The 13,405-nt window shown below is 50.8% G+C and carries 7 protein-coding genes, 2 pseudogenes and 1 CRISPR repeat array; of the genes and pseudogenes, 4 read left to right on the top strand and 5 right to left on the bottom strand.

The features are described from left to right. Positions 1 to 47: 47 nt before the first annotated feature. Positions 48 to 3,625: direct repeats of the CRISPR family, unit length 29 nt; unit sequence CGGTTCAACCCCGCTCGCGCGGGGAACTC. 475 nt (positions 3,626 to 4,100) lie between these two features. The 3 genes from NFR90_RS10950 to NFR90_RS10940 all read right to left on the bottom strand — a co-directional run bounded on the left by NFR90_RS10950 (position 4,101) and on the right by NFR90_RS10940 (position 6,645). Next, positions 4,101 to 4,586 carry a GNAT family N-acetyltransferase gene (locus NFR90_RS10950; RefSeq protein ID WP_251453033.1) on the bottom strand — a complete coding sequence of 162 codons (486 nt, stop codon included), beginning with the start codon at positions 4,584 to 4,586 and terminating at the stop codon, positions 4,101 to 4,103. Positions 4,587 to 4,776: 190 nt separating this feature from the next. After that, on the bottom strand, positions 4,777 to 5,142 hold the full coding sequence (locus NFR90_RS10945) for a cytochrome c3 family protein (RefSeq protein ID WP_160335942.1): 366 nt from the start codon (positions 5,140 to 5,142) through the stop codon (positions 4,777 to 4,779). 12 nt (positions 5,143 to 5,154) lie between these two features. Beyond that, positions 5,155 to 6,645, bottom strand: a complete 1,491-nt coding sequence (locus tag NFR90_RS10940; RefSeq protein WP_160335941.1) for an FAD-dependent oxidoreductase — start codon at positions 6,643 to 6,645, stop codon at positions 5,155 to 5,157. A gap of 184 nt (positions 6,646 to 6,829) precedes the next feature. On the opposite strand from NFR90_RS10940, the gene NFR90_RS10935 reads away from it, so the two are divergent. Then, positions 6,830 to 8,575 (top strand): ATP-binding protein, encoded by a 1,746-nt coding sequence (locus NFR90_RS10935; protein ID WP_251453031.1) that lies wholly within the window; start codon positions 6,830 to 6,832, stop codon positions 8,573 to 8,575. Then, positions 8,568 to 9,185 (top strand): response regulator transcription factor, encoded by a 618-nt coding sequence (locus tag NFR90_RS10930; RefSeq protein WP_251453029.1) that lies wholly within the window; start codon positions 8,568 to 8,570, stop codon positions 9,183 to 9,185. The genes NFR90_RS10935 and NFR90_RS10930 overlap by 8 nt, the downstream gene beginning before the upstream one ends. Positions 9,186 to 9,266: 81 nt before the next feature. On the opposite strand, the pseudogene NFR90_RS10925 reads toward NFR90_RS10930, so the two are convergent. Further along, a pseudogene (locus tag NFR90_RS10925) lies at positions 9,267 to 9,914 on the bottom strand (autotransporter outer membrane beta-barrel domain-containing protein); the annotation flags it as partial. 104 nt (positions 9,915 to 10,018) lie between these two features. Between NFR90_RS10925 and NFR90_RS10920 the strand changes: the two are divergent. Beyond that, positions 10,019 to 10,414, top strand: a complete 396-nt coding sequence (locus tag NFR90_RS10920) for a hypothetical protein (protein WP_251453027.1) — start codon at positions 10,019 to 10,021, stop codon at positions 10,412 to 10,414. Positions 10,415 to 10,656: 242 nt separating this feature from the next. Here NFR90_RS10920 and NFR90_RS10915 read toward each other — a convergent pair whose 3' ends face one another. After that, positions 10,657 to 12,582 carry a SurA N-terminal domain-containing protein gene (locus tag NFR90_RS10915; protein ID WP_251453025.1) on the bottom strand — a complete coding sequence of 642 codons (1,926 nt, stop codon included), beginning with the start codon at positions 12,580 to 12,582 and terminating at the stop codon, positions 10,657 to 10,659. Positions 12,583 to 13,163: 581 nt separating this feature from the next. Here NFR90_RS10915 and NFR90_RS10910 point away from each other — a divergent pair. After that, positions 13,164 to 13,405: pseudogene (locus NFR90_RS10910) on the top strand (IS1634 family transposase); the annotation flags it as partial.

The following is a 13,405-nucleotide window of genomic DNA, read 5'->3' as shown; positions in this document are numbered from 1 at the left end:
TCGCGCGGGGAACTCTGGCCCTGGAACATCCTGAGGAGTTTGCAATACGGTTCAACCCCGCTCGCGCGGGGAACTCTATTACCTTCCTTGGTTCTAACCCCGCCAGCGTCGGTTCAACCCCGCTCGCGCGGGGAACTCACAGGGGCGAGTTTCCAGTGCGCCCCTGTTCTACGGTTCAACCCCGCTCGCGCGGGGAACTCCATTACTCGCTATAAAGAATTTTCCCGTTGGTCGGTTCAACCCCGCTCGCGCGGGGAACTCAACCTTTGTGGTTTCAGCGTAAACCGCTCTTTCGGTTCAACCCCGCTCGCGCGGGGAACTCTCGTTTTGATCGCTCGTTCGATTACAAAACAACGGTTCAACCCCGCTCGCGCGGGGAACTCTTCCTGATTCCGATTCTGAATAATCCGGGAACTCGGTTCAACCCCGCTCGCGCGGGGAACTCGTTACCAGACAAGCCGACCTCAACTGCAGGACCGGTTCAACCCCGCTCGCGCGGGGAACTCTCACTTTGACTTATGACAATGAACATTTACCGCGGTTCAACCCCGCTCGCGCGGGGAACTCAAATTTGACAATTTGCCGACTCTGTCGCAGGACGGTTCAACCCCGCTCGCGCGGGGAACTCCTTATGCCGCTAATTTACGCGGGTTTGTAGGTCGGTTCAACCCCGCTCGCGCGGGGAACTCTGCCGTATTTCAGATTTACGTCCAACCCCCTTCGGTTCAACCCCGCTCGCGCGGGGAACTCAGAGATATGCGGATTATCGCTATAAACTCAGTCGGTTCAACCCCGCTCGCGCGGGGAACTCGTTATGGGAACATAATTGTTTTATTACGCTCACGGTTCAACCCCGCTCGCGCGGGGAACTCTGGCTCTAGAGCATCCTGAGGAATTTGCAATCCGGTTCAACCCCGCTCGCGCGGGGAACTCAGAGATATGCGGATTATCGCTATAAATTCAGTCGGTTCAACCCCGCTCGCGCGGGGAACTCAAAGAGTCATGATCCATGACCTGCTCGCCGATACGGTTCAACCCCGCTCGCGCGGGGAACTCTGTTGACCTGACGCTTAAAGAACCATGTTCGGCGGTTCAACCCCGCTCGCGCGGGGAACTCCGTTTCATGAGCCCTAATATCCAGTAAGCATCCGGTTCAACCCCGCTCGCGCGGGGAACTCGCCGGTCTTTCCCGGCTGCCGTCACTAACCGCCGGTTCAACCCCGCTCGCGCGGGGAACTCGATATCTGAGGCCATTTATCTCTCCTGGATACGGGTTCAACCCCGCTCGCGCGGGGAACTCGCGGCTAATAACCGACCTCCGTTTTTTTATGACGGTTCAACCCCGCTCGCGCGGGGAACTCGAACAGGTTAAAGAGTTGAAAGCCGCTAAACTCGGTTCAACCCCGCTCGCGCGGGGAACTCATATGTTGAGAGATTTAGGTATTCTCCCCCCGCGGTTCAACCCCGCTCGCGCGGGGAACTCGAAATGAATGGGTTAACGCCCAACACATTGTACGGTTCAACCCCGCTCGCGCGGGGAACTCCCTGATCAAATCCAGAAATAGGAGCATTACCGCGGTTCAACCCCGCTCGCGCGGGGAACTCCCGTTGAAATTTTATCCTGAAAAAATCGTTAACGGTTCAACCCCGCTCGCGCGGGGAACTCTGGCTGCCGATTAGATCGCTCTGTAGATTCTGCGGTTCAACCCCGCTCGCGCGGGGAACTCAACGATATGAAACGAAACAGAAAGAACAATCGCGGTTCAACCCCGCTCGCGCGGGGAACTCAGGAATAGAGCGCGTTGAGCGCTGGATAATGCCGGTTCAACCCCGCTCGCGCGGGGAACTCCAGGAGGGCGGTGTTGCCATTAGTCGCTCGAGCGGTTCAACCCCGCTCGCGCGGGGAACTCATTTGCGTTAGGATCGCAAACACTAGTAGCTGCGGTTCAACCCCGCTCGCGCGGGGAACTCTGAATTGATAAAAAACAACGAAGGAAACGTTTCGGTTCAACCCCGCTCGCGCGGGGAACTCTTTCCATTCCATTCAGCAACATACGTCCAGCCCGGTTCAACCCCGCTCGCGCGGGGAACTCTTTGTTGTACTCAAGAAAATCCTCGAAATCGGCGGTTCAACCCCGCTCGCGCGGGGAACTCTCGATACCGATGTTTGTTTCTGTAGGGTCTGCCGGTTCAACCCCGCTCGCGCGGGGAACTCGAAAAAATATTGATTAACGATGTCATGCTGTTGCTTAGCGGTTCAACCCCGCTCGCGCGGGGAACTCTCTATATTCATCGTGCCAGCTTGTATTAAAGCCGGTTCAACCCCGCTCGCGCGGGGAACTCATATCAGTGCCGTCGAAAATGGACGGTACGGGCGGTTCAACCCCGCTCGCGCGGGGAACTCAATCGAATTTATTTATGCGAATGCGTATAAATCGGTTCAACCCCGCTCGCGCGGGGAACTCGGACACTTGACGCGCTATGCCGTTAATCTTTACGGTTCAACCCCGCTCGCGCGGGGAACTCTAGTACCGTAAGTGCCTGTACCTGCCGTTTTCCGGTTCAACCCCGCTCGCGCGGGGAACTCGTGGCGTACAGAGATTTGAGCAGGCCAGGGGCCGGTTCAACCCCGCTCGCGCGGGGAACTCAGCGCCGTTACCTCCGCTGACTGTCAGACCACCGGTTCAACCCCGCTCGCGCGGGGAACTCGTGAAGTAAGTGATGACACCCCAGCGGACGACCTGGTTCAACCCCGCTCGCGCGGGGAACTCCACTCACGGCCTAAAGCGCGGCACATTTATCGCGGTTCAACCCCGCTCGCGCGGGGAACTCTCCTCACGTTCGCCTCTGCATACTCGATCGACCGGTTCAACCCCGCTCGCGCGGGGAACTCAAGATCGTTAAGCTCTTCGCAGGTGATTTCCCCGGTTCAACCCCGCTCGCGCGGGGAACTCGTTTATTGACCACGGCGAGCGCCTGGGGAAGTCGGTTCAACCCCGCTCGCGCGGGGAACTCCCACTGACCCCCAGAGTCTCGACGTCTGGCACCGGTTCAACCCCGCTCGCGCGGGGAACTCTGAGACTGATACGCCATTAAATTCTTCTGAACCGGTTCAACCCCGCTCGCGCGGGGAACTCACAGGAATCAAATAACCGGCATTCAGAGTCGTCGGTTCAACCCCGCTCGCGCGGGGAACTCTGGATTCCTTTTTCTTTTTTGTTCCAAATCGTCGGTTCAACCCCGCTCGCGCGGGGAACTCGCCTGCGGATGACCCCCTCAGATTCAGCTTCTCGGTTCAACCCCGCTCGCGCGGGGAACTCTGCTGAATATCGCTATAAACCAAGTTTTATTACGGTTCAACCCCGCTCGCGCGGGGAACTCACAGGGGCGCACTGGAAACTCGCCCCTGTTGGAGGTTCAACCCCGCTCGCGCGGGGAACTCCAAGGCAAAGCAGACGTGAAGTAGTCGTGACGCGGTTCAACCCCGCTCGCGCGGGGAACTCTCGGAAGACTAAGCTCGGCACTCCAGCTATCACGGTTCAACCCCGCTCGCGCGGGGAACTCATGACAATGAACATCTGCCGCCTAATTCCTCTCGGTTCAACCCCGCTCGCGCGGGGAACTCACTTAAGTATGGTATCAGATATCTAGACTAATTTTTAAAGAACTTTTTTAATTTTTGGATCTAAAACTTACCTGTCGAATCCCTTCTTCTCCATAGCTTGTCTGGAATTCTCTCCAAAAGTCTTAAATTCAAATCAGAATTCTTGATTTGTTCGCTATACGTTAGATTTATTACCATCCCCCACAACTGATGTGACTGCTTCCAGGGCCTGTCTCTTACTTTCTGTTCCCATACAACCATCGTCATTAAAGTCTGCCTTTTCGCATTAGAAACTACAATCGCGGACTCCTGCAAAATAACAGCTTCCACAGGAATTTAGACCCCGCCCGCAGCTAACATCTCTTCAATCCAAGGAATTAATCTTTATGTTATTTTTCATTGTCTAAAGATATCCCGACTGACTGAGTATCCCATTAGGTCTGGTTTTGAGAAATTGTTAGATGCAATCTCAAATACTTTGGACGGTATCTCATTCTTAAAGATTTTTTTCGAAAATAAGCTCTTTCAGCGCGCGATCTTCCAGAGTAAACGGCTTCTCTTCGATCAGATTAAAACCTCTGCGGCGATAGAGCCCGATCGCAGTTTCACTTTCAGTAAATGTCGAGAGCCACGCTTTTTTGAATCCTGCTTCACGGCAGTACTGCATCGCATCGTTAAACAGTCGTCCGCCAATTCCGCGGCCTCGGTATTTCGGATCAAGGTTGAACCATCTGAGCTGTGCGGTTTCTCCACGGTCAACAACGCCAACTGATCCGACAAAAGAGCCTCCTTCGTCTTCAGCGATCCAAATTCGATTGCGCGGCTGGGGATCTATCAGAAACTCAGCAAATGTCTTAGCGACATATCCCTCAAACGACAGCGGATAACCAAAATCCGCACTGCCGTAGATTCCGGCGTATTCGATTAGGCGTCCGATATCTCCCGGCCGCAGTTCAGTTCTGACGGTAATTTGAGATTCCATATTTATACTGTTACTTCTCAGGCTGTTTAAATTTTATGACCAAAACATGAAGTTACTCTTCTTGGGAGTCTAAAACCTCACCCGGGACTCCTTCTTGTTAAGGCCTTAATGCCAGAGTGCTTTCCGAAACCGCACCATAAGCCGGAAACGCAAAACGCCGCAAATTGCGGCGTCTTGCTCAATCAGACTATTACTTAGCCGGTTTTTCGATCTTGCGGATCGTGAAGTTGTGGCACTGGTTGCACATCAGCACGGGTTTGGCAAGATTCGGTTTGTGACAGTCTTCGCAGTTCACCTGACCCAGATGGGATTTATGCGGATTCGGAGACAGATCCGAAGTCATCTGACCGAGTTTTTCATAGTCGCCGTGACATTTCATGCACTGATATTTAGTGACATAGCCGTCAACGCTTTTCGGCCACATTGCGCCGTGGACCTGTTCAAGAGTCTTGGGCTGCGCCGCAGCAGGAGCTGCCGGAGCGTCAGCCGCGTAAACGGACAGACTGAACGCAGAAGTAATTGCTAAAGAAGCAAGCGCTAAAAGTGTTTTTTTCATGTCAATCTCCTCTTACTTGGCCTGTTGTGCACGGTCAGCCATTTCTTTACCCGCGATACGTCCGAACACAGTCGCTGCGCCTAACTGAGCGCCGCCCGCATAGTTGTGGAAGAAAATACCACCGGCGGAGTTGCCGACTGCGTAGAGACCCGGGATGGTCTTGCCGTCCAGGCTCTGGATTTCAGCCTTGGTGTTGATGAGCGGGCCGCCGAAGGTGGCAGTCATACCGCCCTGAAGCGGAACTGCGTAGAACGGAGCCTTTTCAATCGGATGCGGCTTCTTATAGGTGCACGGAGGATTCATATCGGCAAGCTTGCCGTCTTTGAGCGCCTGATTGTACTGAGCAACCACTTTGGCAATCTTTTCAGCCGGAAGACCGACCTGTTTTGCCGCTTCTTCAATAGTGTTGCCCTTGCCGTACGGGCTGTTCAGACGATCAAACTTCGGAATAACTTTGTCAAGAACCGGGCAGGTAGAGTCAACAATCACATAACCGGTGTTGTCAAGAGTCTGCTGCGCAGTTGTGCGGGCCTTGATCACGTATGTGTTGTTTTCGTCCATGTAGCGGTTGCCGGCGGTGTTCACCTGAACGCCGTAGCCGGAGTTCAGAACGTCGGCCGGGTTAACGTGTGTGGCGCCGATGATCGGACCGGAGTGGAACTGGTCCATGTTGACGCATTTCGCATAAAGCGGAAGCGTCAGAGAAATGTTTTCACCGGTTGTGGACTTAGAGCCGCGAAGCACCATACGGGTTGCCCAGCCGCCGATGTATTTGTCAACCATTTCAGGATTGGCAGAGAAGCCGCCTGTCGCGATCGCGACACCGCCTTTGGAGAAGTATTCTTCCTGGCCGTTCGGTGTCTGGATCTTGACGCCGGTCACTTCCATCTTGTCATTGTGCAGAAGCTCAATACCTTTGTGCTCGAATTTAACTTCAACACCGTTTTTCTCAGCGGCAGCAAGCAGTTTCTTAACGAGCTGAGCACCGCCGGTGAGGCCTTCGCCGTCAACACGGCAAGTACGGCCTAAGCGCGGATAAGGCATCGGACGAATCTTTCCGAACTTAACTCCAATATCCTGTTCGAGCCAGTCAATAGCAGCCGGAATGTTGTCGGTGTATGTGCGGTTCAGAGCCTTGTCGCCCATCTGCTTGGAGACGTCCATCATCATGGCGTAGAAGTCTTCAGCAGTATCCTTAATGCCCTGCTCTTTCTGATGGCGGGAACCCCAGCCGCAGACAGAACCTAAAGCAAAAATAGCGTTGCCGTCAGGACGGTCGCGTTTTTCAAAAACGACAACTTTCTTAGCACCGGCCTGTTTGGCGGCAATTGCTGTGACAAGTCCGGCAGGACCGGCGCCCAGCACGATTACGTCATAAACATTGTTCTTGCCTGCAGGCTGAGCGTCTTTCTTCTCGGCTGCCGAGACAGTTGAAACCGCTGCCAGACCGGCTGCAAATGTACCGGCGAAACTGCCTTTTAAAATACTGCGTCTGTTTAGCATTTCTGAGGTCTCCAAAAAACGGACTATCCTGAGTCCTATAAAGGGGTTTATTCAGATTAGAAAATTCGCATTTATATGAATAGCGCAAGTAAGTGATCCTGTGAGAAACTTACTGCTAATGAATTTTCATGAGATAAATTTTATTGATGATCGTTTAGGATAAATATCCTAATTCGCTTAAGAAATGCCTAAGGTTTTCTTCTTACTGCCGCTCATGGCTGTCTGTCTAATCAGTTCAGCATCCGAACTGCCGGTGATTCGCATCGGCTGTCAGATGGTTACGGATACGCCTAAGTATCAAAACTTTATCAGTGACTCTTTGAAGGATATCGAAGAGCAGCTGAAGGGAAAATATCGAGTTGAAATCGAAAATCTGACCAGTAATCAATTGAGAAAAAAAATCGAATCCCACGAGATTGATTACTTTATCTCTGACAGCATGTTCTATCTCGGCGTATCCGCCTCCTCCGGTCCGAATTCCGCTTCGCGCCTGGCTGTGCTTTGGCATCCGAGAGCGGTGAACCCGACCGAATCCGAAGGCGGAACGATCATTTCCCTCAAAAGCGAAGAAAATAAAACGCTTCTGCAGCTCGAAGGTCAGACTCTCGCCGCAAAATCCGAACGGGATTACGTCTCCTACGGAGCTCTCAGGCGGGAAATCTTCGAATTGCATCAGAACCCGAAACATTTCTTTGATTCCGTTTCTTTCCTCGGTTCTTACGACGATGTCATCGATTCGGTTATCTCCGGAAAATCCGCACTCGGCATTATTCCCGCCTGTTACATAGAAGAGCATAATTTTGACCCCAGGATGAAAGAAATTAAACCTCAGGCAGTTAAAAATCAGAAAGCGCTTTCCTGTGTCAGCAGCACGCGGCTTTATTTGGGACCGGTATTTGCGGCTTCCTATGACGCCGATCCTTATTTAAATCGACTAATTCTCGCAGAGCTCCTCGACACTCCCGCCCACGACGGTTTCGTCTGGACCGTCGGCGGAGATATTTCCCAGGGACACGAGCTCTTCAAGGCGCTTAACGAGGAACAATACGAAAAACTCTCACGATCGGCGCTTATGCGTCATCTCGAAGAGAAGTCTCCTTACATATTAGCCGCGCTCGGCGCTTTGATTCTTTTCTTCATCCATTGGTTCAGCGTCAATCGCCTCGTTGAAAAACGCACCCGACAGCTGATCAAAGTCCAAAAAGAATCCGACAAAATTAAAGAACAGTTTGCCGCTATGCAGCGAGTGGGTGTCATCGGTTTAATGTCGAGCACACTTTCTCATGAACTTAAACAGCCGATTTCTGTCATCGGCAATTATCTTCAGGGGATGCGCCTGCTGCGCAAGAGCGGTAGGATGACCGATAAGGCGCTCGACGAGTCGATTGAAAACATCGGCGCACAAATCGAACGAGCGAACAGCATCATTAAAAAGGTTCGTTCTTATGCCGGGAAAAAATCCTCGGAGAGAAAGCCGACGGATTTAAAAGAGATTATTGAGCGTTCAATTTCCGATCTGCTCAAAACCCGAACAAAACGTACGGAAATTTCATTTGAACCCTGTCCTGAAGAAGTGTTCGTTGACGCAGATGAGACTGAGCTCCACCTGGCAGTACACAACATTATTAAAAACGCTGTCGAAGCCTGCGAAGAGCAGCCCTCGCCTCTGGTGCGCATCTGCTTATCGATAGAAAACGGTAAAGCGGTGTTTGCCGCCACGGACAACGGCCCGATCCTTGCGCCTGACGCAATTGAAAACATTAAAAAACCGCTCTGGACCTCTAAGAAAAACGGTATGGGCCTTGGCATTCCGATCGTCAGCCGCATCGCCGAAGCTCATCGCGGATCGTTAACTTTTGATACGGACGATAAAGGTTCTTTAATTGTTACACTGCGTCTGCCTTTAACAAAGGAAAGTAAAAATGCCTGATTCACTCGCTCGTGTTCGAATTGTCGATGACGATCCGGATATGCTGAAGTCATGGGAGTTTCTCCTGAGCAGCGCCGGTTATCTCGTCTCAGCATACGGCTCTGCCAAAGAGTTTCTTGATAATGATGATCCGAGCATCCCCGGCTGTCTTGTGCTGGATATTAGGATGCCGGAAATCAGCGGGCTGGAACTTCAGGAAATACTGAATGAAGAGCGCAATCCTCTGCCGATTATTTTCTGCTCGGCACACGCTTCAATTGATATGTGTGTATCCGCACTCAAGCACGGTGCGATTGATTTCATGGAAAAGCCGGTCGACGCCGACCGGCTGATTCTGGCGATTGAGAATGCCTGCGCGCTCAACCGAAAAAATTCGGACAAGGTGCGGGACAGACGCAAAATACTGGAGAAATTCAACACCCTGACTACACGCGAACAAGAAGTTGCATTCACGCTCGCTGACGGAATCTCCAATCGGGAGGCCGGGCAAAAACTCGGCATTACAGAAAAAACGGTACAAATTCACCGCGGCTCTCTGTGCCGCAAAATGTCTATCCGCTCCCAGGTGGAGATCGCCAATCTCGTCAAGATTGTTCTTGAGGAACGTTAGAAATAAAGCGAACACCTGCGTCTACTCGGTACTCCTGCTGAAGCTTGCCGCCGAATGAACGCTTCACATGTGCAAATCCGCTCACGTTCTTATCAAATCGGTAAGTCGCGCGGGCTGAGATCTCGCCCAAGTATCTTTCAAATCAACCTTGCTTTTGTTCCGCGCGTTCTTCACGGAATAACCCGCCTTATAGTCGGCGGTAAATTCACGCAGAGCGTCAGCTCTAATAAACGCACTGCCTTGCTTTACCTTATAACCGGCGCCGACGCCTGCTCTTCCGATCAGACTGTTCATGCTCTTCACATGAGCGGTCACACCGGTATCGGTTTTAAAAGAGGTATGGCGAATATTGCCGTACAGGTTCTGAACCTGCGGATCCACGAACCAATTTTCTTCCACGCCGAATGTGAAACTCTTTCCTGCCTCTATTCCGGTTTGGACCGCATACGTATTAAAGCATCCTTTTGAGACGTAATGGTTCATATCGGAGACAGCGGTAAATTTATTGTGCATTCGGCTCGCTTTCAGCGTGATGTCTGCATACATTCCATTGTTTCCAATGTGTGTACCGTACAACGTAACGCCGGCAGAATGATTTTTAGAGCTGCCGCCGTTTGCGTAATCTCCGTACCGCCGCAAATAGGTTACCTCGGCTCCGACGAGCATACGGCCTGCATCATAAGAGGCTGCCTCATGATCAAAACCGATCTGTACACCGCCAAAATAGTTTTTGAAATAGTCTCCGCTTTTGAATGCCTAAGGCTTTAATATGGGCTTTAACTATAATTAAAATACCTCGCCCGATTTAATAAACTTATCGACACTAGTAAAAAATGAAAAACCCTCTCATCTTATTGCCTCTGTTCGCTTTCCTTATTGGCTGCACCACTTCTAACCTAACCGCTGACAAGGCAATATTTGTTCAACCATCCGCACAGGCAACCCCAACTAAAGAAAGACCTATTAAAGTCACTCTGATGAGAGACTACGGAGCGTTGACCTCTTCCGGAGCAACATTCTACATTTACGACAACAATAAGAAGGTTGCTCAACTCGAATCAAGAGAAATGACAGTCTATTATGCAGAACCCGGAAATCATTCAATTCTCCTAGGAAACTCACGCGGTCACGGAACGATCAACTCATTCTCCGAATTTAGAGTTGGTGAAAATCCGGAATTTCATTTCGGAGTGGACGCAAGCTATTTTTATGTCAAAAGAGTGAAATAAAAGCGATCGCCGTTCACTCAGCTGCTAAAGAAAACAACTCTGCTTCACTTGCGTGAGTAAAACCTTGGGTGAAACAAATTCGACTTGAGGACCGAGTTGCTGCCGATACCAAACGGCAGCAGCGGTCGGTTCGAAGCTGCCGATCAGCCTGGTGCTCATAAATAAAAATCGTCTTTCAAAACTCCGCACATGAAAAAACCGCCTCAAATCCTGAGGCGGTCGTGCTTAGCTGAGATTCAGTTTTAGTTCATTGCTCTCTGCGGCTGGTAGTCGAATTCTTTCTTCAGAATTTCAAACTTGTATAAGCGCTTGAGAGCGTCGTAATAAGCCTGCTCCTCCGCCATGGACTGCGCGTGCAGAGCCGACTGATGAATCTGGCCTGCCTGGGAGTCGTCATTCTTGGGCATCTTGCTCGATTCAACATAGCTGATTACGTAAGAACCGTCGGGAACCTGAACACCGGTAAATGCAGGAAGCACTTTCGCAGGAACACTCAGCTCGGCCTGCACCAGTGTTTCAGACTGAGACTGAGGATTGACGCGGGAAACGACCTGTGTATGGCCGAAACCTTCGAGATCCTTCTTCGCGCGAAGCTGAGCAAGCTTTTCTTCGCCGGCCTTCTTCGCAAGCTCAGACGCTTTCTGATGCTCAAGCTCGCTCTTGATCTCTTCCTTCACCTCAGCAAAGGTCTTCAGGTGAGCGGGGCTGTGCTGCACAACACGGGCTGAGACCAGAGTGTTGGCAGCGACTTCAACCGCCTGAGTATTGCGTTTTTCCTGAAGCGAATCCGGTGAGAAAAGATCCTCAACCACACGTTTGGTAATGTAGGCCGCATCCTCTGAGGACGGCGGAAGACCGTTTGCGGTCAGATCATTCAGCTTATGGATCTTTAATCCGAATTTCTCAACAACCGGTTCCAGGCTGTCGCTCTGCTCGTAAACCATGTTGGTGAAGTTGTCGGCGTTTTCCGCAAACAGCTGCTGGCGCTGCTGATTCTGCCAAAGAGTTACGAGTTCCGGACGAACTTCAGCAAAACTCTTTATCGCTGCCGGAATCACGTCGGTCACGTGAATGATGTGATAGCCGAATTCCGTTTTAACCGGAGGAAGAATGTCTCCCTTCTTAGCTTCAAAAACGGCTTTTTCAAATTCAGGAACCATCTGATCCTTACCGAAGTAGTCCAGATCGCCGCCGTTCTGAGCGGAACCGACGTCTGAAGAGTTCGTGCGCGCAAGCTCGGCGAACTTAGAGGGATCGGCTTTGGCTTCTTTATAGATTTCTTCTGCTTTAGCCTTGGCATCCGCATCCGCTTTTGCAGCGTCCTTTTCAGCGCTGTCCGAAGAAATCAGAATGTGAGAAGCTCTGCGGCTTTCAGGAACGCCGAAACGAGCTTTGTTCTGTTCGTAGTAGGCCTTGAGTTCATCTTCAGAAGGCTGCGCTGTGACTTTGATTGTCTGCGGCGACATCACAACAAATTCAATGTTCAGCATCTCAAGTGCATGGAACTGATCTTTGTGACTGTCGTAGTACTTCTGCATTTCTTCGTCTGTGATCTTGACCTGGCTCATATAGGAAGCCGGGTCAAATGAAATGGTACGGACTGTGCGTTCTTCTCTCAGAATATCGTTGAGGATAGCTGCGGACTTCTTAGGAACAAACACGGTCTGAGCAACAGAATTGGTCAGCATGTCCATAACCAGATCTCTGCGCAGCTCCTGCACAAACTGCTGGTCACTCTTGCCGCGGGCTGCGAGGTAATTCTCGTACAGTTCAGGAGAGAACTGGCCGTCCTTTTTGAACGCGTCGGCGTTCTTGATCACATTGATCGCGTCAGCGTCGCTTACCTGCATGTAATGATGAGACATCTGAGCAAGCAGAGCTCGTCTGGAAGCAATCTGCTGAAGGATTGCCGAGTTAGCCTCAGCGGTATCAAAGAGGCTGGTATCAATCTGACCGCCCTGACGGTTGCGCTCGCGTTCGATAAACTCTCGTTTCTGACCGTCGAATTCTTCAGGCTGAATTCCTTTTCCGTCAACCTTGGCAATTGCGTTTGCATCTGGGTTCAGACGGCTGTAGCCGTTAATGCCGATAAACACAAATGCCGGAATGATCAGAATCATAGCTAGGAGCATCAGCCATCGTTTCTGGTTTCTAAATGATTGGAACATTGGGATCCTCGAACTCTAAACAGAGCCTTTTAGTGTTTCAAACTCAAACTATGGATTATCCTACATTTCGGTTAATCGTTGCTGAAAAATCGAAATTCTCCGCAGAGAGAATCCTTCATTTGTAGAGCCGAGGGTCATGCCAAAAACATCGGCGCCTAAAAGAGAACGCTGAGGCCCTTTCCTGAAACTCTTTTCCGTTTGGTTTGTGCCCTAGGTTGGGAGCGATTTAAACGTGATACATTGCCCTCCCTCATTTAATGAAAATCATATCAAATCGCGGAACGGAATTTGCGAATAGAAGGGCCGCATCAGCCAATCTCCTAGTGATTTCTTCGATTGTTTAAAACAGAGTAGTCGCTGCCGGTAAAGAATTCTCGCCGGGGATTTCTTTTTTTAAAAAAAAGGATGAAAGGCGGTACGGGTGTCCGTTTTGGCCCCCTAAAACGACAACGGCTCACTGAAAAATTGCAGAACTAGAGAACTAAAAATTTAAAAATCACAAAAAAAACCTTTTATTTCAGTGGAATAAAAGGATTTTTCGTGTTATACTAGATTACCTAATTAGATAATCGATTGTAATTATGAATACGCCAAAACTTCCTCCGCTCATTATTAAAAAGAGCCCTTCGGCTTATTACGTTTACACCTATAAAAATAAGTGGGATTCCGAGAAAAAGAGAAGTTATCGAGTTAGCTTCAAGAAGGTCGGTACTGTTACATCCGGCCAGAAGGAAGGCCGAATCCGCTGGGACGAACACTTTTTAGCTGAGCGCCCTGAATTAAGGGATTTTATTTGCCAACGCAAGGGCAAAGACTATATCTT

It is taken from the genome of Parasutterella muris, from assembly GCF_943193095.1.
Classification (GTDB): domain Bacteria; phylum Pseudomonadota; class Gammaproteobacteria; order Burkholderiales; family Burkholderiaceae_F; genus Parasutterella; species Parasutterella muris.
Note: the sequence above shows the minus strand (reverse complement) of the source record. Positions and strands in the feature narration are given on the sequence as shown.